Source organism: Pedobacter cryoconitis, assembly GCF_014200605.1.
Taxonomy (GTDB): domain Bacteria; phylum Bacteroidota; class Bacteroidia; order Sphingobacteriales; family Sphingobacteriaceae; genus Pedobacter; species Pedobacter cryoconitis_B.
Genome location: NZ_JACHCE010000001.1, coordinates 87,979 through 109,041, shown reverse-complemented (window position 1 = coordinate 109,041; position 21,063 = coordinate 87,979). Strand labels below are relative to the sequence as shown.

The 21,063-nt window shown below is 37.5% G+C and carries 25 protein-coding genes; 11 read left to right on the top strand and 14 right to left on the bottom strand.

The window, feature by feature from the left end; genetic code table 11:
• Positions 1-35: 35 nt before the first annotated feature.
• The 5 genes from HDE68_RS00555 to glmM form a co-directional block, all read right to left on the bottom strand.
• Complete coding sequence (locus tag HDE68_RS00555) at positions 36-731, bottom strand: basic secretory protein-like protein (RefSeq protein ID WP_183877873.1); 696 nt, start codon at positions 729-731, stop codon at positions 36-38.
• Positions 732-990: 259 nt separating this feature from the next.
• A complete protein-coding gene (locus tag HDE68_RS00550; protein ID WP_183877871.1) occupies positions 991-1,197 on the bottom strand; it encodes a hypothetical protein in 207 nt (68 codons plus the stop codon).
• 114 nt (positions 1,198-1,311) lie between these two features.
• Positions 1,312-1,845 (bottom strand): GNAT family N-acetyltransferase, encoded by a 534-nt coding sequence (locus HDE68_RS00545; RefSeq protein ID WP_183877869.1) that lies wholly within the window; start codon positions 1,843-1,845, stop codon positions 1,312-1,314.
• A gap of 64 nt (positions 1,846-1,909) precedes the next feature.
• Positions 1,910-3,058 (bottom strand): cysteine desulfurase family protein, encoded by a 1,149-nt coding sequence (locus HDE68_RS00540; RefSeq protein WP_183877867.1) that lies wholly within the window; start codon positions 3,056-3,058, stop codon positions 1,910-1,912.
• A 5-nt stretch (positions 3,059-3,063) separates the two neighbouring features.
• Positions 3,064-4,452: a phosphoglucosamine mutase gene (gene glmM, locus HDE68_RS00535; RefSeq protein WP_183877865.1), complete on the bottom strand. Its 1,389-nt coding sequence runs from the start codon at positions 4,450-4,452 to the stop codon at positions 3,064-3,066.
• Positions 4,453-4,633: 181 nt separating this feature from the next.
• Between glmM and HDE68_RS00530 the strand changes: the two genes are divergently transcribed.
• The 3 genes from HDE68_RS00530 to HDE68_RS00520 are packed head-to-tail and all read left to right on the top strand — an operon-like array spanning position 4,634 to position 6,650.
• Complete coding sequence (locus tag HDE68_RS00530; RefSeq protein ID WP_183877863.1) at positions 4,634-5,365, top strand: class I SAM-dependent methyltransferase; 732 nt, start codon at positions 4,634-4,636, stop codon at positions 5,363-5,365.
• Positions 5,362-5,925, top strand: a complete 564-nt coding sequence (locus HDE68_RS00525; RefSeq protein WP_183877861.1) for a phosphatase PAP2 family protein — start codon at positions 5,362-5,364, stop codon at positions 5,923-5,925. The genes HDE68_RS00530 and HDE68_RS00525 overlap by 4 nt, the downstream gene beginning before the upstream one ends.
• Entirely contained in the window at positions 5,925-6,650 is a 726-nt protein-coding gene (locus HDE68_RS00520; protein WP_183877859.1) for a ZIP family metal transporter, read from the top strand. Before HDE68_RS00525 ends, HDE68_RS00520 begins: the two co-directional genes overlap by 1 nt.
• A 5-nt stretch (positions 6,651-6,655) precedes the next feature.
• On the opposite strand, the gene HDE68_RS00515 is transcribed toward HDE68_RS00520, so the two are convergent.
• From HDE68_RS00515 to HDE68_RS00475, 9 genes are all read right to left on the bottom strand, one after another.
• Complete coding sequence (locus HDE68_RS00515) at positions 6,656-7,111, bottom strand: MarR family winged helix-turn-helix transcriptional regulator (protein ID WP_183877857.1); 456 nt, start codon at positions 7,109-7,111, stop codon at positions 6,656-6,658.
• 7 nt (positions 7,112-7,118) lie between these two features.
• Complete coding sequence (locus HDE68_RS00510) at positions 7,119-7,289, bottom strand: DUF5522 domain-containing protein (protein WP_183877855.1); 171 nt, start codon at positions 7,287-7,289, stop codon at positions 7,119-7,121.
• The gene (locus tag HDE68_RS00505; protein ID WP_183877852.1) at positions 7,289-8,230 is read right to left on the bottom strand and encodes an MBL fold metallo-hydrolase; all 942 of its coding nucleotides are present in this window, start codon (positions 8,228-8,230) and stop codon (positions 7,289-7,291) included. Before HDE68_RS00505 ends, HDE68_RS00510 begins: the two co-directional genes overlap by 1 nt.
• On the bottom strand, positions 8,231-8,827 hold the full coding sequence (coaE, locus tag HDE68_RS00500; RefSeq protein ID WP_183877850.1) for a dephospho-CoA kinase: 597 nt from the start codon (positions 8,825-8,827) through the stop codon (positions 8,231-8,233). It lies immediately after the preceding gene.
• Positions 8,827-9,774: a YbbR-like domain-containing protein gene (locus HDE68_RS00495; RefSeq protein WP_183877848.1), complete on the bottom strand. Its 948-nt coding sequence runs from the start codon at positions 9,772-9,774 to the stop codon at positions 8,827-8,829. Before HDE68_RS00495 ends, coaE begins: the two co-directional genes overlap by 1 nt.
• 121 nt (positions 9,775-9,895) lie before the next feature.
• On the bottom strand, positions 9,896-10,219 hold the full coding sequence (gene yajC / locus HDE68_RS00490) for a preprotein translocase subunit YajC (protein WP_041885747.1): 324 nt from the start codon (positions 10,217-10,219) through the stop codon (positions 9,896-9,898).
• A 21-nt stretch (positions 10,220-10,240) separates the two neighbouring features.
• Positions 10,241-10,693: a DUF1573 domain-containing protein gene (locus tag HDE68_RS00485; protein ID WP_183877846.1), complete on the bottom strand. Its 453-nt coding sequence runs from the start codon at positions 10,691-10,693 to the stop codon at positions 10,241-10,243.
• Positions 10,694-10,705: 12 nt separating this feature from the next.
• A complete protein-coding gene (gene nusB, locus HDE68_RS00480; RefSeq protein WP_260171544.1) occupies positions 10,706-11,599 on the bottom strand; it encodes a transcription antitermination factor NusB in 894 nt (297 codons plus the stop codon).
• A gap of 90 nt (positions 11,600-11,689) precedes the next feature.
• Positions 11,690-12,778, bottom strand: coding sequence for a Glu/Leu/Phe/Val family dehydrogenase (locus HDE68_RS00475; protein WP_183877842.1), 1,089 nt, complete (start codon positions 12,776-12,778; stop codon positions 11,690-11,692).
• A 111-nt stretch (positions 12,779-12,889) separates the two neighbouring features.
• Between HDE68_RS00475 and HDE68_RS00470 the strand changes: the two genes are divergently transcribed.
• The 8 genes from HDE68_RS00470 to HDE68_RS00435 all read left to right on the top strand — a co-directional run bounded on the left by HDE68_RS00470 (position 12,890) and on the right by HDE68_RS00435 (position 21,058).
• Entirely contained in the window at positions 12,890-14,680 is a 1,791-nt protein-coding gene (locus HDE68_RS00470) for an ABC transporter ATP-binding protein (protein WP_183877840.1), read from the top strand.
• A gap of 70 nt (positions 14,681-14,750) precedes the next feature.
• The gene (locus tag HDE68_RS00465; RefSeq protein WP_111632195.1) at positions 14,751-15,077 is read left to right on the top strand and encodes a DUF3276 family protein; all 327 of its coding nucleotides are present in this window, start codon (positions 14,751-14,753) and stop codon (positions 15,075-15,077) included.
• Between the two features lie 506 nt (positions 15,078-15,583).
• On the top strand, positions 15,584-16,279 hold the full coding sequence (locus HDE68_RS00460; protein WP_183877838.1) for a hypothetical protein: 696 nt from the start codon (positions 15,584-15,586) through the stop codon (positions 16,277-16,279).
• 7 nt (positions 16,280-16,286) lie between these two features.
• Positions 16,287-17,099: a hypothetical protein gene (locus HDE68_RS00455; protein WP_183877836.1), complete on the top strand. Its 813-nt coding sequence runs from the start codon at positions 16,287-16,289 to the stop codon at positions 17,097-17,099.
• A 39-nt stretch (positions 17,100-17,138) separates the two neighbouring features.
• Positions 17,139-17,717 (top strand): hypothetical protein, encoded by a 579-nt coding sequence (locus tag HDE68_RS00450; RefSeq protein ID WP_183877835.1) that lies wholly within the window; start codon positions 17,139-17,141, stop codon positions 17,715-17,717.
• Between the two features lie 34 nt (positions 17,718-17,751).
• Positions 17,752-19,560, top strand: coding sequence for a type VI secretion system Vgr family protein (locus tag HDE68_RS00445; RefSeq protein WP_183877834.1), 1,809 nt, complete (start codon positions 17,752-17,754; stop codon positions 19,558-19,560).
• Between the two features lie 2 nt (positions 19,561-19,562).
• Complete coding sequence (locus HDE68_RS00440; RefSeq protein ID WP_183877833.1) at positions 19,563-20,618, top strand: PAAR domain-containing protein; 1,056 nt, start codon at positions 19,563-19,565, stop codon at positions 20,616-20,618.
• A gap of 2 nt (positions 20,619-20,620) precedes the next feature.
• Positions 20,621-21,058 carry a hypothetical protein gene (locus HDE68_RS00435; protein ID WP_183877831.1) on the top strand — a complete coding sequence of 146 codons (438 nt, stop codon included), beginning with the start codon at positions 20,621-20,623 and terminating at the stop codon, positions 21,056-21,058.
• The last annotated feature ends 5 nt before the right edge of the window (positions 21,059-21,063 follow it).

Sequence of the window (21,063 nt, the reverse complement as noted above, 5' to 3'; positions counted from 1 at the left end):
ATTTTTTTGTGTGGTTTATAATTGATAATGTTATTCTAAATTACTGGATTAAGTACATATAAATCCCATAATTCAGTTAAAGTTTTGGTTGTTTGTTTTTTCCAGAAGTCTTCAGTATAAGTATGATTTCTCATGTTCTGATCCAGGGCTTTTACGAACCCGGGATAATCATGTTTCTCCAGCCAGGCAAAAAACCTTGCCGTAACCCGGTAACCATTATCATACTTCTGTCCCGTTTTATAATCAGGCAGAGCCCATTTTGCCCCTTTATTATCAACACCGTATTTAAAGCGGACATAATCAGCTATTCCTTCAGTTATCCACCACGGGCCTGCATTACTGCCATAATTCTGCACAATATGCATCACCTCATGGGTAACCACATCGATATCCTCAGGATGCTGTTTAAACCAGACAGGGCTATAAGCAACAGTAGTGCCTTGTGTAGCAGCAACTCCTTTATAAGTTGTATCAATAACAAAGGTGACCTGTTTTGCAGTTTTTTCGTTGTAAGCGCCTTTTAAAGCCGGATAGACCTTAAAAAAGGTTTCAATCATTCTCTTCTTCAATACAGGGGAAAAATTTTCATCCTGATTAATGAAGGTTAAGGTCAGGTCATTTCTTCGAATGACTTCTTTATCTTTAAAAGTGTGTTTTACCTGAGCAGAAGCAATGTTCTGCATAGAGAATAATAATAGGCTGGCTGCCGCTAAAGTCCGAATGAGGGTCATATATATGGTTATAATATTAAAAACGATTTAGCAAATCAATAAACACTAATAATCCCTTTCTACTTAAAGCCAAATGTATCCTCTAATGTAATGGAGAAAACATTAACAGGCAAATAAATCAGGTAATATTTACAGGATAGAATTCCATTATTTTAGCTTAGAAACAGAAAACCCCGAATCAATAGCTGATTCAGGGTTTTCTGTTTACCTGTTTAAATTTATCATTCAGATTTAAACAGGTAATAAAAAATAGTCTTTTTTAAAACTCTCTTCCGGGTGTAACCCCTGGCTCATGACTTGAACCTAATGGTTTATTCTTTCTCTCAGGCCTGTGTGTAAAGGCAGTCCTGCCAGATTCTGACTCAGAAGATGTTTCTCCACCCGTTAAATCTTCACTATTGTCTGTCTCTTTATAAACCGTTTTCTTTTTTTCATTTTCGTGGTCTTGCTTTTCCGGAGTACTCATAATCAATATTTTTAGTTCAAAATAATTTGATAGTTGAATGGTAAACAAGCCATAAAAAATATAGTTTCTATTATTTTATAAATATCACACTATTTGTAATTCAGCTCCTGAAAATCAGATTGGACGATACAAATAAACCTGTCTTTTAACCTTAAGAATGATTTCATCAAAATATATTTCCCCTGTTTCAGGCACATTAGTCATCAGCACTAAAGAATGAGAAACATGAGAATCGTGGTAAGAAGGATGAAGATAATCAAAAGGTAAACAAACTAACCCCAGTCTTTCATAAAAGCCTACCCTGCGCACAGCATCTACAGATAAAGGTGGCTCAACTTCTAATAATAACTTACGGTTCTTTGTCATGAAGTCTTTCATAATCCTTTCCCCAAACTTCTTTCCCCTGTTTACCGGGTCAACAGCCAGGTGTTCTACAAAACACCAGTCGTCAAACTTCCAGCTAATCACAAACCCTATTGCTTTTTCTTCGGCCAGGACTACCTGAAAAGACATTTCGGGTACTGTGCCGATCATTTTAAGCAATTGCTCCCAATTTCTTCTTTCCTCCAATGGAAAAGCAGAATGATAAAGTTCCTCTACAAAGGACAAATACGGACTCTGATTATTCTCTATTGATAAGTATTGCATAATTGATTGTTAAAAAAAAAGCTCCGACCAGCGGTCAGAGCTTTTTCATTTATATTATAAATTACTATACAGCAATATTCTGCTCTACAATATGTTTCACTTTTTCTATTACATAATCGATTTCCTCTTTGGTATTCAGTTTACTGAAAGAGAACCTTACCGATGGACGGTTAGGATCAGTTCCAATAGCAGTTAATACATGAGAACCAATATTTGAACCAGATGAACAGGCACTGCCGCCAGATGCAGAGATCCCGTTAATATCCAGATTAAACAATAACATATCAGACATTTCCATTGCCGGAAATGATACATTAAGCACTGTATACAAACTTTTCTCAGGATCAGTTTCACCGTTAAAACTAATTCCAGGAATTTCAGCTACCAGTTTATCTTTCATGTAAGTTTTCAACTCCTGAATATAAGACTGATGTTCTGCCATATGCCCATAAGCCATTTCCAATGCTTTAGCAAGGCCTACAATTCCATATACATTTTCTGTTCCACCACGCATATTACGCTCCTGCGCACCACCATAAATCATTGGACTGATTTTAATGGTATGATTTACAAACAAGAATCCAACACCCTTAGGACCATGCAGTTTATGTGCTGCACAAACAATAAAATGTGCTTTTATCTTTCTGACATCATGTACATAATGACCCATAGTCTGTACGGTATCACAATGATAAATAGCCTCATAACGCTCACAGATATCACCAACTTTTTCCATATCAGTCAAAGTTGCCAATTCATTATTTGCATGCATTAAAGAAACAAAAGAACGCGAATTCTCTTTTAAAAGCTGTTCAAGATGGTCATAATCAATATTACCTTTAGCATCAACATTAACAAAACTAAGCTTGTCAATCACTCCATCCTTTAATAATTGTCCCAGCGTATGTTCTACGGCATGATGCTCGGTTTTTGAAGTAATTGCATGTTTAATCCCAAAAGCTGCAATACCACAACGTATAGCTGTATTGTCTGCTTCTGTACCACCCGAAGTGAAAAATATCTCAGCAGGCGTCGCATTCAGTAATCCAGCTACAGTTTTACGGGCCTTTTCAATCAATGTACGCACCTCACGGCCCTGCGCATGAATTGAAGACGGATTACCATAGTAATTCTCCATCACATTCATCATTTCGGCCATTACCTCTTTGTCAAGAGGTGTTGTTGCAGCATTATCTAAATAGATCCTGTTCATTTGTATTAATTCAATTTTAAAATTTCTTTGATATCTGATATGATCTTTTTCGCCAGGTTTTCAGCTACAGTTTCATTCTCCGCTTCACTATAGATCCGGATAATTGGTTCTGTATTTGATTTACGCAGGTGAACCCACTCATTATCAAATTCTATTTTTAACCCGTCAATCGTACTGCTCGGTTGGTTTTTATACTTTTCCTGTACTTTAACCAACAAAGCATCAATATCCATTTCAGGAGTTAATGTGATCTTATTTTTTGAAATATGATAATTCGGATAACTGCTTCTTAACAGGGATACAGATTTTCCAAATTTAGCCAGATGTGTTAAAAATAAAGCAATCCCCACTAAGGCATCACGGCCATAATGCAATTCAGGATAGATTATTCCACCATTACCTTCGCCACCAATAATCGCGTTGGTCGCTTTCATTTGTGTAACCACATTGACCTCACCAACTGCAGCAGCATTGTAAACTCCGCCTGCTCTAAGGGTAACATCTTTTAAAGCTCTTGTCGATGACAGATTAGAAACAGTATTGCCTGGTTGGTTTTTAAGTACGTAATCAGCTACAGCAACTAAAGTATATTCCTCGCCAAACATCGTTCCGTCTTCACAAACAAAACATAAACGGTCCACATCAGGATCTACTACAATACCCAGATCTGCCTGTTTACTTTGTACTACTTTAGCAATTTCAGTCAGATTTTCCGGAAGAGGTTCAGGATTATGTGGAAACTCACCATTAGGCTCACAATATAATTCAAATACAGTTTCTACACCCAATGCCTTTAGTAAAGCCGGAATAAATATACCACCAGTAGAATTAACACAGTCAATCGCAATTTTAAAATTCGCTTTTCTGATCAGTTCCACATCAACCAGAGGCAAAGCAAGAATTACATCAATGTGTTTCTGCAAATAAGAATCATCATAAATAACTTTTCCAAGTTCATTGACGTCAGCAAAAGAGAAATCAGCTCTTTCAGCAATTTCTAATACTTCTTTACCATTTTCATCATTGATAAATTCACCTTTCTCATTTAAGAGTTTCAAGGCATTCCATTGTTTAGGATTATGACTGGCCGTCAGAATAATTCCGCCGCCCGCTTTTTCCATCGGAACAGCAATCTCGACAGTTGGTGTAGTTGACAGACCTAAATCTATCACCTCAATACCCAGTCCCTGTAAAGTACCGGTTACCAGATTATTCACCATATCGCCTGAGATCCGCGCATCCCTTCCGAGTACGATTTTCTTAATATTCGTATTTTTAATTACCCACGAGCCGTAAGCTGCGGTAAACTTCACTATATCAATAGGTGTTAGCCCATTTCCAGCGATTCCGCCGATAGTTCCCCTGATTCCTGAAATAGATTTTATAAGTGTCAACTGCTATGAATTTTGTTTTTCAAAAATAGTAAAAATTTAAGAAGAGCCTGTCATAATTAAGCTTGTTTAAATTAATTTGAGCGTAAAATTCAAACAGATGTCAAGATAATTTGACTTGAATATCCACCCAGTTGCATTCCTAATCACTATATTTGTTTTTTCTAAATTTAAGACGGTCCCTATGCAGCGAAAGTGGTTTCAATACTGGTTCAATTCTCCTTATTATCATATACTATATAGTCAGCGTAATGATGCTGAAGCAGAATTTTTAATTGATAACCTGACTGCCTACCTGAAACCGGCATTACATTCCAGGATACTGGATATTGCGTGTGGAAGAGGCCGCCATTCAGTTTATTTAAATAAAAAAGGATTTGACGTTACAGGAATCGATCTTTCTGAGCAAAGCATTAAATACGCCAAACAGTTTGAGCAAAAGCACCTTCATTTTTTCGTACACGATATGCGTAAACTGGGCTACATCAATTACTATGATATCGCCTTAAATCTTTTCACCAGTTTCGGCTACTTTGATACTGAAAAAGATCATGTAAATGCGTTGAAGTCTTTCAGAAAAAGTATCAAAGAAGATGGAACAGTGGTTATTGATTATTTCAACACCCAGAAGATTATCAGTAACCTTACCCACAGAGAAACAAAAACCATAGAAGGTATAGATTTTGAACTGCGTAAATTTGTAGCAGAAGGGAAGATCATTAAACATATTAATTTTGAGCATAAGAGTAAACATCATGCTTTTGAAGAACGTGTACAGGCTTTCACCTTAGCAGATTTTGAACGTATGTTTGAGAAAAGCGGGTTAGCTATCGTGAATACATTCGGCAGCTATAATCTCGAAGCCTTCGATGTAGCCAAATCCGACAGGCTGATCCTTGTTTGCAAAAAAGCATGATAGAAAGCTTACATAACTTTGATGTAGAACTGTTTCTTAAAATTCACAGAGGACTCTCCAATGGATTTTTTGATTGGTTGATGCCTTTAATGCGGAATCGTTATTTCTGGGCTCCCCTGTACCTTTTTATTATCATTTTCTGTTTCAAAGAATATAAAAAAAGAGGATGGTATATTATAGGAGGTGTACTTCTTACCTTTGCTATGGGCGATATGATCTCTTCCAGATTCATCAAACCATTCATCAGCAGATTAAGACCCTGTAATGATCCTGCCATGGCCAACTATATTATCCACCGTGTAGAATGCGGCAGCGGATTTAGTTTTCCATCAGCACATGCGACCAATCACTTTGGTATTGCAGTATTCTTAATTATGGTTTTCTATTCCAGATGGAAACCAATCCTGCCTATCGGCCTTGCCTGGGCATTTATTATTTCTTTTGCACAAATATACGTCGGCGTACACTATCCGATAGATACCGTAGCAGGTGCTGCTTTAGGTTCTACAATTGGGTTTCTAGTATCCCTGCTTTATAAAAAATTACAACCAGCAGCTTAATGGAAGTTTGGAAAATCTTAATACTGTTCTTTTGCGCTTTCTTAGGGGGGCTGTCCATATTTTTAGTAAAAAGTGATAAATCACAATTGCTAAAGCTGATCCTTTCTTTCAGCGGAGCCTACTTATTTGCGATCACCGTTTTACATTTGATACCTGATGCCTACAGCGGACCTGATCATGCAGAAATCGGTTTGTATATATTAGTCGGTTTTCTCTTACAAATTGTACTTGAACAGTTCTCTGAAGGCGTAGAACATGGCCATATCCATAAACATGATGATACACAGATCTTTCCTTATGGCATTATGATCAGTTTATGTCTGCATGCCTTTCTGGAAGGGATGCCACTTGCCGCCGATCAGCACAATGCATTGATTTTTGGGATCTCCTTACACCATATTCCTGCCGCTTTTGCTTTAGCGAGCATATTGATGCAGAATAAATTTAAACCTTCGGCGATTATCTTTTACCTGGCTGTATTTGCAATTATGGCCCCACTGGGATTTTGGGTAAGTAATGGAATCAGTACCGGCCGTATTGGAGGTATTGAAGTTTACTTCCACAAAATGATGGGTGTAGTAATTGGAATATTCTTACACATCTCTACCACAATTTTATTTGAATCCAGCGTTGACCATAAAGTTTCAAAGCGAAAAATGATTGCTGTTTTATTGGGTATAGGAATTGCACTGATTGGATTTTATACCTCAGGGCACAGTCATTAGGGGTATTAATCTTTACCCCTTGCTTTTTCCAGTAATGTAGTCAGCAATTCAGCTTCCTGTTTTGTTAAATTGCAGGAAATGATGCCTGAAAGATCCATTTCTTTATCCATTTTCTTTAACAGCGCCATTCCTTTTTCATTAATCAGGATATCAACCGCACGTTTATCATAAGCATTAGTGTTTTTACAGATCAGGTCCTTCTGTACCAAACGGTCTACGATCCTTGAAGCATCACACATCTTATCCAGCATTCTGGATTTCAGCAGATTGATTGTTGAAGGATTCGGGTATTGTCCACGTAATATTCTCAGCACATTAAATTGCTGATTAGTAATATCATATGGTGAAACAGCCTGTTTCACCTGGTCATTACACCAATTCTGTGTAAAAGCCACGTTGACCATTGCTTCGTGGAATACACTTTCATAGCGGGGGGCTTTATTATCTTTCTGCAGCTGCATCAATTATTTAATTTTCTTTTGTTAATTCACTATCATTACTATCATTCTTTTTTTTGCCGTATTTCCAGGGACAGTGTTTACAACCATTTTTACAGCAATAACCACGTTTACGATGGTAGGCTTCTGTAAAAACCATCAATCCTTCTTCATTGAAATAATAATCGGCATCCTGTGTCATTAGTTAAGCAATTTAACAGTAATAATGTTTGTAAAATAACTTTTTAGCTGAATCCCACTTCCATGTGTAGTCCAGATTTCTTTCGGTTTGATTTTTTCTATGGTATAAATGATATCATCCCAATCCACATGGTCAGAAATGAATAATTGCAGCTCATTATTGTTCTGTAAATGTTTCCATCCTGTTGCAAAAACACGGATCACATTCACAGCTTTGATATAACTTCTGTAAACCAGGGGTGGCACAAGATAAATCATATCAGTTTTATTATTTTTCATCACCTTACGGTCGTAAACTTCATATTTCCCCATATCAATACCCATTTGCTCATAAATTTTCACAAAAGGAAGGATACTGTGATGAACCAGAATTCTTCTCTGCGGACAATGATCACTGATCAGTTTGATCAACCGCTGACTTTTACCCAAAGCATAAGCCCCAAGCATAATATTACTTGTCGTTGAATTCAATTTTTTGATTTCCAGCTCCACATCCGGATGTTTCGTATCCGGATTTGCAAAAGTAGTTTCTGTAATCAGTACATCCGCTTCGGCAAATTCAATAGGTTCACAAGTTGTGTCCGGCTGAAGTTTATAATCGCCGGTATATAGATATTTTACCCCTTTATATTCCATCATCACCATTGCAGACCCCAGAATATGCCCCGCAGGGATAAAACTGATTTTAACACCATTCAAGATAAATTCAGCATGAAAATCATATAAATGAAATTCGCCCGCCGCAAACTTCTTATACCTTTGTATCATAAATAATGAGGTCGCCTGCGTACAATACACATTGAAATTCCCACTAATTGCATGATCACCATGTGCATGTGAAATTACGGCATCCTTAACCATTTCCTTCGGGTCAAGGTAAAAATTACCATAAGCGCAAAACAGTCCAATTTTCGTTGGAACTAAAAAATCCTCTAATATCATTTATTTTGTAAGGTTTATAAATTGATGGTGCAGCTCCAATACCTGAAGTATCACCGATTGGCTTTCATCATTTGTAATCAGAAAATCAGCCATTTTATTCTTTTCATCATCACTAAGCTGCTTATCCATGCGCGCTTCTACCTGTGCCCTGGTTACCCCGTCACGTTCCATAACGCGTTCAATCTTAACAGCAGCAGGTGCTGTAACCAGAATATTTTTATCACATAACTGATAAGAACCACTCTCAAATAATAAGGCAGCCTCTTTTAGTGTATAAGGTACATCAGCAGTTATAGTTTCTTCCCAGCTATCAAATGCCCTGAATACAGCAGGGTGAACCAGCGCATTCAGTTTCTCCAGCTCTTTTTTATCATTAAATACTAGCTGAGCGATATATTTATTATTCAGTCTTCCATCATTTTCATAACTCTCCTGACCGAATGTATTGATTATCCCTTCCCTTAATACCGGGTCAGTAATCATGATTTCTTTAGCCACTGTATCCGCATAAAAAACAGGGATACCCAATTTCTCAAATATCCTGCAAACCGTAGTTTTTCCACTTCCTATCCCACCTGTGATACCTATCTTAATCATTATTTTTCTATAATAAAATCAATTTTCTCCGGATCAAGCCTTACCTTTCTGCAATAATCAGGAAAACGTGTTAGTTTAACAGACAATTGTCCGTGGTGTTTTAATTTCCATTCATTCAGGTCCACTACAGCTTCAATAAAATCCTCATTGACCTGCTGATAACTTGAAAGTGCAACCATAAAAGTGATCTTCACCTTTTTTGGATAAAGCTTCACATTATAGTATTCATTGTTATTGATAATCTTCAATGGTACTTCCAGTGTTTTTTCAGTGAACTCATCTACCGGTAATTTAACTTCAACACTGGCTGGGAAGATATTTACATTTTTAAGCAGATTCTGCTTCATAGCTACCCTGGTAACTACCTGATTTTGAATATTACGAAGAGTCAAAGTATCAGTTTTCCATTCACTGATCTTTTCAAGTTCTTCCTGCGGGCCAGAAACAGTTACATAATTAGGCGTACACTGGATCACATCAGAAATTCCGAATTGCTTGACAAAAGACAGGTTAGAAACCAGTTTAACAGGAACACGCTTTACAGTCCGTTTAGAAAAATCAAAATATAAGGTATCCGGTCTTACAGATATAATCTTCTGTGAAGTTTCCAATTGATTATTTACACTATACAACTGCTCTGAAAAAAGAATATAGTTCCTGTTATTCAGTTTTTCGAGACTGATACTTATAAATTGCGGATTAACTCTCAAACGTGCAAACAGCAACTGCCAGCCCGTTCCTTCGACCAGCAGATCTACAGTATCAGATTGTAAAGGATGGAAAGCTTTTTTCTGAGGGAAATTTTTATAGATCAGGACAGTCTTGGCTGTATAAACATATTTATTGTTCAATGCCAGAAAAAGCCATCCTGCAATAGCCAGAAGCACACAAGTGATCAATACTAAAAAGCGCTTTCGCTCTATTTTTGTAAGTTTAATGAATGGCATATGGCTCTGATTAATCAAATTTAGAGAATTTAACCTTAGATCAAGACGATAAAGTTACATTCTCTTAAAAAACAAAAAGCCGCGCCAAATAATGGAGCGGCTTATAATGTCTGTTAACGAATTAAGCCTTAGGCAATTCAGTAGATGCTTTAGTTGCATCTAATGAAATAGCAGACTTATCAAAACGGATTTTAGTACCGCCTTCAACTTCGATTAAGAAAGTAAGTTCATTCATATCAACGATTCTACCGTGAATACCAGCAGTAGTGACGATTTTATCACCTTTTTTCAAGTCTGCAACTAATTTCTTGTGGTCTTTAGCTTTTTTTACTTGTGGTCTGATCATGAAGAAATAGAAAACTACCATGATTAATACCATTGGAACCAGGGTACTTAACATACTGCTTCCGCCGGCAGCAGCATCTAAAATTACTGTTAATGTCATATTGATTGTATTATTATATAATTATGTTCTTTCTTTAACCTCACCAATCAGGTGTACTTCACTTGTCGAAGGATTACCATTTGATGTGATTGTAATCACTTTATCCTGCATTCCCATTTTACCAGCACTGTTAAATACAACTTTGATCACACCTTCACCACCTGGTTTAATAGGTCCTTCTGGTTTCTCAGGAATAGTACATCCACAGGTTGCTGTCGCATTGGTAACAATTAAAGGAGTTTTACCTGTATTTTTAAATTTGAACTCGTAATGTACAGATTCTCCCTGTACGATTTTACCGAAGTTATACATTCCCTGTTCAAAGCTCATCACCGGTGCATCAGGTGAAGCAACAACAGTACTGGTTGTAGTAGCTGTCTTCGCTGCACTGTCAGCAGCAGCTGCAGTAGGTTTTGTTTGTTGGCAGGCAGCTAATGAAGCTGCTGCAAATGCAAGTAAAAAGATCTTCTTCATTAATATGTTTTTTTATTCTTCTATTAATCCGCGGCCAATTTTCTTGATACTGTTTGTACGTTTCAAATCGCCTAAAATTTTGTCCAATATACCGTTAATAAATGAATTACTTTTCGGAGTACTGTAATCTTTCGATAGATCAAGATACTCGTTTATCGTCACTTTTACAGGAATTGAAGGGAAATTCATTAACTCACAAATAGCCATTTTCATCAGAATAGTATCCATTAAAGCGATACGTTCCGATTCCCAGTTTTTAGTGCGCTCAGCAATCAGGTTCTGATATTCAGTATTATTTTTCAGCGTATAAGTGAAAAGATCTTCTACAAATTTGCTATCCTCTTTCCAATCGGCACTAATTGGAGTAAGCTTGTTTTTGAACGGGTCTTCTGAAGTAAAGTTTTTCAGCGTTTTTGCAACCATTCCCTGCATTACTTCCTTATCTACAGGCCAGTTGATAAATTTATCTTCAAAAGCCTGGATGATATTCTGGCTTTTAAGAATGATTTTTCTAAAGATAAATTTGATAATCTCTTTTGATCCTTCCAGACTATCATCAGTATCGTTCAGATAAGCAGCATACTCAGGAGTAGTTTTCAGCTTATTATAGATCGTCTTGATGAATTCAGGGTCCGCATGCCAGTTAATCTGGTATTTGTTTACAGCCGATTTAAATTCAGGGTTTTCCTGCAGCAGAATAATAAATTTATTGCGCAGTAATTTTTTGTTAGGATTCAAATCCTCAGCAGTAGGAAAATGCTTATTAGCTCTTTCAATAGCATCAACTGATGTGTATTCTGTAATTTCTGAAAGTAACGCCAGCATTCTGACATACATTTCATAAACATTATCAATACTGTGCATCAATTCCTTCTTTGCAGAAAGTAGATCCTTTTTGTCTGTCATTTGCCACGCAAAGATGTTTTGCAGGACTTTAATTCGTAGGTGCCTTCTATTTAACATGAATGTAAGAACGAGTTGGTAATATACCGGTTATTAAAATGATGATTTTATTTTTTTGATGTCTATTATTCTTTGTTCTGCAATCCTGTTTGCTGCAAGGATTGTTGGGATATTTTCTGTCTTTGATAGTTTAATAACGTTACGTGTGGCCTGATAGATATTTTCCGTCAGCTGCATCGTACGTTTTCTGCCGAAACCTGTTAATTCCGAGTAGCAATTAATCAGACCACCTGCATTAATCAGGTAATCTGGTGCAAAAAGTATATTCTTTTCCAACAGCAATTTACCATGCACATGTTCATCTGCAAGCTGATTATTAGCTGAACCTGCTATAATCGCAAACTTCATTCTTGGAATAGTTACGTCATTGACTGTAGCACCTAATGCACAGGGTGCATAAATATCTACATCCAGACCGAATACTTTATTAGCCTCTACTGGTTTTGCTTTATATTTTCTGGCGATATGATGTAAACGTTCTTCGTTAATATCACTGATAAAAACTTCCACATTTTCATTTCTCAATAGTTCTACCAGCTGCTCTCCTACATTCCCGATGCCCTGTACAACAACAGAACGTCCTGCCAGCATATCGGTTCCAAAAACTTCTTTAACACAAGCTTTTATTCCCAGAAAAACGCCTTTAGCAGTAGTAGGAGAAGGATCACCCATTCCACCAATTGATTCAGGGACTCCCGTCACATATTTGGTTTCCATGCTGATGTATTCCATATCCTTAGTAGTTGTACCTACATCTTCGGCAGTAATGAACTCACCATTCAGGTTTTGAATAAAACGACCAAAACTGCGCATCATCGCTTCAGATTTACCTTTACGGGAATCACCAATGATGACAGCTTTACCGCCTCCCAGGTTTAATCCTGTGATTGCAGCTTTATAGGTCATACTTCTCGATAACCGCAGCACATCTTCCAGTGCTTCAGTTTCTGTAGCATAACTAAGCATTCTTGTACCACCCAAAGCAGGGCCCAACGTAGTATCATGAATAGCAATAATGGCTTTTAAACCGGTATCGGGATCATTACAAAAAACAACTTTTTTGTGTCCTAAAGCACTTAGTTGATCTAAAATTGAGGTTACCGCAGAACTATTACCAGACATAAGATTTCGTTTATCAGACAGCTCGCAAAACTAAGGATAAAAAACATTATTTACATTGTTTTAACCAAACAGTTTTCAAAAATCATGTGCAATTGGCTAACTTTACGCCACATGAAGCACCTTCGTTTTTTAAATAAACATTTCTATAAATATAAATGGTGGATCATACCCGGGGTGTTTTTCGTTATTATCTCTAATATTTTCGGTGTAATTCCAGCCCAGGTTATTGGCCACGCTTTTAACCTGATTACTGAAAATATTCAGATTTACTACCTGTTCAATGATTTCCAGAGACAGCAGATTATTTATGACATTTTCAGTTACAGCCTCCTTTATTTTGGCACATTAGTACTTATTCTCTATCTGATCAGGGGTTTATTCCTCTTTTTTATGCGACAGACACTTATCCTCATGTCCAGGCACATTGAATTTGATATGAAGAATGAGATATATTCACACTATCAAAAGTTAAGTCTTGGCTTTTACCGCCGTAACAATACCGGCGATCTAATGAACCGGGCAACAGAAGATGTAAACAGGGTAAGGATGTATGTTGGCCCTGCAATTATGTATGCCATTAATACACTGGTTTTATTTCTGCTGATTATTACTTCGATGTATACAGTGAATGCAAAACTTGCTACTTTTTGTTTACTGCCTTTACCAGTCCTGGTTGTGATTATTTATTATGTAAATACCCATATTAATAATAAAAGTGAGCAGATCCAGGAACAGCTTTCCAGTTTATCAAGTTTTGTGCAGGAAAGATTTTCAGGTATCAGGGTGATCAAATCTTACGTACGTGAAGATTATACAAGAGAAATCTTCGCTAAAGAAAGCAGTGCTTATAAAGACAGCGCAATGGGACTTGTCAAAGTACAGGCCCTGTTCTACCCTACTATGCTTCTTTTAGTAGGTTTGAGTACTATTCTGACTGTATATATTGGCGGGGAACAAGTATTGGATGGTTCTATTACAGCAGGTAATATTGCAGAATTCATCGTTTATGTCAATCAGCTTACTTTCCCTGTAACCATGCTCGGCTGGGTAACCACTCTGATTCAACGTGCTTCGGCCTCACAAAAAAGGATCAATGAATTTCTGGAATTAAAACCAGATATCCTTACCGGAGACGCACCAATAGCAGATCTGAATGGAAATATCAGCTTCGATAAAGTAAGCTTTACTTATCAGGATACTGGTATTAAAGCCTTACAAGAGGTAAGTTTTGAGATTAAAGCTGGTCAGTTTGTTGCCGTTATAGGCCGCACAGGGTCTGGAAAGTCTACCCTGGCTAACCTGATTATGAGGATGTACGACACTGATTCCGGCCAGATTTCAATTGATGGAACCTCCCTTAAAAAATTGGATCTGAATTCATTCAGAAATCAAATAGGTTTCGTTCCACAAGAAGTTTTTCTCTTTTCTGATAATATTAAAAACAATATAGCTTTTGGTTTAGACAAGGTAACTGATCCTGAAATAGAAACAGCCGCCCGAAATGCAGCCGTATATCATAATATAATGGATTTTGAGTTAAAGTTTGACACCATGCTGGGCGAGAGGGGGATTACCTTATCAGGCGGTCAGAAACAACGTGTGTCTATAGCCAGAGCATTGATTAAAGAGCCCAAAATATTGATTTTCGATGATTGTCTTTCCGCTGTCGATACTAAAACTGAGGAAGAAATCTTAAATAACCTGGGCAATGTCATGAAAGGAAAGACCAGCATATTAATTGCCCACAGGATTTCCACTATCAAAAAAGCAGATAAGATCCTGGTCCTTGAAGAAGGCCGTATTGCAGAGCAAGGTACTCACGATGAACTAATTAACTTACATGGTATTTATGAAGAAATGTATCAGAACCAGTTATTGGAAGAAGAAAATAAATCTCTTTAATTTCTATTTTGATCTTATCTAATTAATACTTTATATTTACCCGAACCAAAAACCAACAGCAATACCAAACATGGGAGAATTTGACAACAAAGAGAGAGAAGAGGTTTTTTCTAAAAAAGTAAGGGCCGGTAAAAGAACTTATTTTTTCGACGTTAAAGCAACACGTTCAGGAGATTATTATTTAACTCTTACTGAAAGCAAGAAAAGACTGGAAGACGGTGTATTTGTAAAACATAAGATCTTTCTATACAAAGAAGATTTTGAGAAGTTTGCTGAAGGATTAAATGAGACAGTTGATTATATCAAGAATCACCAGGAAGTAGTTGAAAAACGCTATGAATATTCAGAGAACCATGAAGGTGCTGCAAAAGGCCAGAATGATGATTTTTCTTTCTAGGATTTAAGACCTTTTAGAAGCTCCTTTCCAGGGGCTTTTTTTATGTCCAAAAATTTGATAATTCCTGTAAAACAGACAATTAATATTATGTTATCTTAAAAACCCATAGACAATATTTTTGAAGCGATAAAGAATAAATCCCCCTTGAATCGCAGTAAAATCAAATATTTTAATCAGAGATTAAAACTAGAATCATCTGGGTCATAATTTTATGCCAACGGCATGGTTATTGTACTAACTCACTGTATTTTAGAATGTTTTACCCTTAAAATTGTATTATGGCTTTCAAAGCAACAATAGACTTTTTGGGCATGGGGCACATGTTGCTTCTTTATGCCGGTTTTCTAAAAATTAACAACACTCTAGAGAGAAGCTCTTTCTCCTTGTTATATAGTTCATCTTCTGGTAATCCTGCTCATTTCCTGGTCCCGCGCTAAATTTCTTTTTATACAATTACTGAATTTTCCGATTCTGATGCAATCCTGTACCTATATAAACCTAAATCAATGAAACTGACCACTATCATTTTAATCTTATTGACCCCTGTGCTGAATAGCTGCGGTAACAACAATTCATTAAAACATCAAAAAGCACTTGAAAAGGCTTTGAAAGAAAAATATGGAGCAGAATCTGTTTCCATTACCGAAAGCAAAGAAAATGAAAACGCAGTCATGTCAGTGAATATCAATTTTAAGACACTGGCAAATCCGGACGATATCAGGCTGATAGGATCTTCTGCTATCCTGTTATTATACAATGATTTAGATGACAAAGAAAAACAAGAGTTCTCTCTTTTAAGAACCACTGTAGAAATTCCTTCCGGAAAATCTGATGTAATGGAATATAAGATTTCAGATCTTAAAGGAACCGCTGCTGATCTGAAATTCAACGATAACTTCTTTGATTTGCTAAAAAAAAAGAATTATAAGCAGATTCAACCTTTATTCTGGTCAAAAATTCTTCCTGAGGCAGACAAAGTTATTACCATCTATGAAAAACTTTGTGGTACACAAGGCCAGATTACTAAAATTGAATTACTGGGTTTCAATTACGTAGTTAAAACAGATGTCAGTTCGGGTGCAAAGGTTCCGGTTTTTATTGGCTGGTATGCTGTCTACCATGGAACGACTAAGAATGAATACAAACTTAGTTTCAGAACTGACACCAGACAAGTTATCGCATTTGCTATTAATGAAAGCTAATTAAGCTATGATACCAAACAGAGATCTATATGGGATGCCAAGGAGCATACGCACTATCCCATCAGCCGGTATTTCCGTTAAACCTAAAGTTCCGGCGATAATTATTTTCGTGAACGGGTTCCGGCTGGCCTTTCCTGTTGAAAATGTTATCCGCGAAATCAGACGTGATGATCAGGTGGTTAGTTATGATATAAATGACTATTGGGGAGATATAGATGATAAATTTCAAACCAGACTAGGCGATCAGTTCTCTTTTTATGCAGACGGTGATGCCCCTGCAATCACAGCAAAAAATGCTTTAGGTTTTGAAGCCCGAAAACAACATGGCAGAAAAGCCGGGTTTTCACTGATCAGCCAGATCAATCAGATTAACCGTTCTCCTATTAAAGATAGAGCAGGCAGAAAGATTATCTGGGGAGAAAACGGTGATCTTGACCTCTATGATCCTAAAACAATCCCTATTGATATTGTATGTCACAGCATGGGATTTGCTTATGCACTGGGCATGGCCGAGGTACTTTATGAATCAGGATACAATCCAGAAAGAATATATGCACTGGCTCCTGAAAATCCGGGAGCAGGTCCGATTCCAGGCTTTGTCTCAGAAAGTGCACAATATGGTTCCGGCCCCGACGACCCCTGGTATCAGCAAGACTGGATTGCCCCGCAGGAACGTATTCCTGGTGTAGATGCTAATATTTATATCCCGCCCAGTGTGCCAAAAGGACCTTATGCCAGTCATAGCGTTGCCAATTACGGATGGATATTTAATATCAGAAAAGGTATCCGGGGATATGTTAAACCAAGAGGAGTAAATTAATTATATTAAATTATATTAAAGAAGTCAATCCGTTATCAGATGAACAAAAAAATAATTGCATACCTGCTCATTCCTTTTTTTGTTTCTTTAGCAGGATGTTTAAACGGACAAAGTAAAACTAAGAAAATGTTTGAAGAACAATTGAATGCAATAAAAGGTACAAAACCTTATCAGGACATACAAAAAAGTGCTAATGAAAACATAAATCAATGGCTTGCAGCCGGATTGGAAGAGGTACAGGTACTCAAAGAATTTAACTGGAAAGTAGATGATGCCGTATTTTTTAACACCCAAAAAGACAGAGCTTATTTACTGCTGCTGCTGCAGGACAAAGCTAAAGATGCAGAGCTTGATTATGTATATGTCATGTATGGCGCATTGGAAAATGAAAAATGGACTATCTATTTTGTCTCGCTCCCTAACCTGGTATTTCCAAGAGAAAGATTAAGCGGTGATAAACATCAGCCCGTTCCTTTAGCAGAGCTTTCCAGATTAGCGAGACAAGAAATCCTGAAAGGTTACTATAAAGGCGCAGCTATCAATGATGAATATGTAGAAAAAGCATATACAGAAGAACTCCGGAACAGACATGCCAAATTCTTAAATCAAAAGCACTAATTAACACGCTCAAAAAACATTAGAGATTAGCGTTATGGAAGAAAAAATAATTACCGAAATCCATATTGAAGGAGAGCCAGTTCTGGCTTTTTCATACCTGACTATTAAACAGGCATTCAATGCACACCATTGGTTTGAACTTCATGTTAACCATGATACATTTGAAAAGCTCGGCTCAGCTACCGCTGAGACTTCGAAGGGTCTGATCAGTAAATTCATTTCCATAACACTTACCGCATCGTTAACAGGCCGGACAACCGTTTTCAGCGGCATTATCTGCGAAATCGGTTTATCGCAAAGCAACGGTCTTCATGGAGACCTTGTTATTCGCGGATACAGCCCGACCATACTCCTGGATAACGGTATAGATCTAAAATCATTTAAGGATAAAACGCTCAGGGACATTGTCACTAAAGCGACCAGCAAAGTAGTTTCCAACGATCTCAGGATCGAAGCCAAACCTGTCTATTCGCGCCGGATCCCATACATGACGCAATATAAAGAAAGTACCTTTTCTTTCTTAAATCGCTTATCCTCAGAATATGGAGAGTGGTTTTATTACGATGGTCTAAATACAAACTTCGGTAAACCTGATTCTTTACCCGTAATTGATCTGGTATATGGAAGAGAAATTTCCAGTATGAACTGGTCCATGAAAATGGGGCCTGTTAATTTCTCTCAGTATTCCTATAATTCAGCTAATAATAATCTGTTGCAGGCCGATGCGCCCAGCTCAGTTGATGGACTGGATGCAGATAGCCAGTTCGCATTAAATAAAGCGCAGGACCTATTTTCAGGATCAGTAAACGTCCCGCTAAAACCAAGAGTAAAAGACAAAAGCGAGCTTGACGATATGCTAAAAGTCAGAAAAGAAGCTGCTGCCGCAAGTCTGGTTGCCTTATTAGGAAAATCAAGTAGTCCTGGTGTGAATATTGGAGTTATCGCAAGTATCAAAATATCAAAAAAAGGAGTACTGGATTTTATCACAGAAGATTACGGACAGTATCTGTTAACCTCAGTAACCCACGAAGTAGACGGGAACAACAGGTATAGAAATACTTTCGAAGCTATTCCCGCAGCCAGTAATGTGGTTCCTGTAAAAGAAGTCAGATATCCGGTGGCAGAATCACAGATCGCTACTGTTAAAACAAATAACGATCCTCAGGGAATGGGCCGTGTTCAGGTACAATTCCTATGGCAACAGGCAACTGGTGAACAAACAGAGTGGATCAGGATACTAACTGCCGATGCAGGGGAAGGAGACGGAAAGACAAAAAACCGCGGGTTCTTTGTTCATCCCGAAGTTGGCGATCAGGTGATCGTAGGTTTTAGATACAATGACCCGAACCGCCCATTTGTGATGGGAAGTATTCATCATGGCCAGAGTAAAGACAGCCATCATATTCAGGAAAATAACGTCAAAGCATTTACCACAAGAACAGGCAGCCAGCTGATATTTAATGATAACAAACATCAGATTAAGATTTCAACAAGTAAAGGAAATATTATCAAAATCCACGAGAAAACCGGTTCCATCTCCATTACCTCAGCAAGCAGTATTGATATTAATTCTCCGGTAATCAGAATTAAAGGTTCAACTTCAATTGATATACAATCACCAAAAATTACCATGGGAACTATTGGAGGTAAAACCCCTACAAACACCATTGACATCAAAGGAAAAGCAATTAAAATTGAAGGAGAAGATACACTGAACGAAAAGTCAAAAATAATGACTTCAGAAGGAACTGACTCCCACAGTATATCATCAAGTAAGCTGGTTTCAGTTTCTGGGGGGGCAACAACAGATATTAAAGCAACACTTGTTAAAATAAATAGTTAGTCATGGGAAAACCAGCAGCAAGAATGCTATTAGATAAGGGAGCTCATACCGGACCTATCTTATCGGGCAGTCCAAATGTATCAATCGGTGGCAAACCAGCTGCAAGACAAGGTGACCTCGTTGCATGCGCTATTCACGGAGGTCCGGGTTCTATTATTGAAGGTTGCCCTACTGTACTCATCAATGGTAAACCCGCGGCCAGAATGGGAGATAAAACAGACTGTGCTACTCCTCCGGCTCCGGCTCCGGCAGGGCCTGTAGCGGCAAAAGATCAGTTTCATTACCTCACTCCCGTTAAAGAATCAAATCCAGATGGTACAGTAAAAACTATACACCCGGATAATCTTACTATTAAGGTAGCTAATCTATATGCCAATGAAAAAGACACCAATAAAGATGGCCAGATAGATTATCTGGAAGCCGGCGCAGTAATGGTAGAATTTAACGCTAAAGGAGATTACGTACCAAAAGATGGGAAGTATGGAAAATATGGCGGTGGCGGTGGTTTCTCTGCATTTAAAGCAGAGTCTAAAAACACTAATATTAATACCGCCCAGGGAAGTTCTGTCATTTCAGAAGGCAAAGCATCTGTCCTTTCTGGTAATGCAGATTTCCATCTCGGAAAAGAAGGTACCCTTTATCATAAATCGGAAGGAAAAGGAGATCTTTTATATGCCGAAGGAAAAGCAGACGGACAGGTATTTACAGGTGCTAATAATAAGTATGGCTTTCAAACAGAAGTTTCCGGTGATTTTGGTGCTGCAAAAGCAGAATATGAAGGTCAGTTAGATATACTTTCTATCCTTAATGTAAAAGCCAAAGCTGGTGCAAAAGCAGGTGGCGCTGCTGCAGGTGGAAAAATTGGAGGTTATGTCGATACAGAAAACCTGGCCATATCAGCAAATGTTGGAGCAGAATTAGCACTATTATTAGGATTAGAAGTAGATTTGGATGTTACTATTTCATTGAAGCCTATATGGGATGGTCTTAAGAATTTCATGAACGGGCCAATGGAAGGTACAATTTTATCAGGATGTCCCACAGTATTAATTGGTTAATTATGAAAATAGTATTTTACGCTTTATTTGTTATTTTAAATTGCTTCTTAATTTTTAAACTTACTAAAATTGTCACCCCGAAAACAGCAGCAATAAGCTACGGATCAGCTATGTTGATCGTACCTCTTCTGGCATTTATTGCAGCAGGTATAGTAAGGGGCATCCATTACATTCCAAGCCCCTTTTTCCTGGATATTTTCAAGGCCCTTCTCTTATCCTTCTTTATACTTATTCTGTTGAATCTTATGGTTCTTGCTGCTGGCGCTATCGTCAGTAAACTCAACAGGTTTCAGGAAACACATAATGCAGTAAACCTGGAAAGAAACCCTGTTAGTTTCGCACGTAACAATTTACAAACAATTGAATTAGCTTATAAAACGATCTTTTTTGCCCTGTCTCTTTTAATGCTTTACGGAGTTTGGTTTGGAGAAAAAAAATAAACATA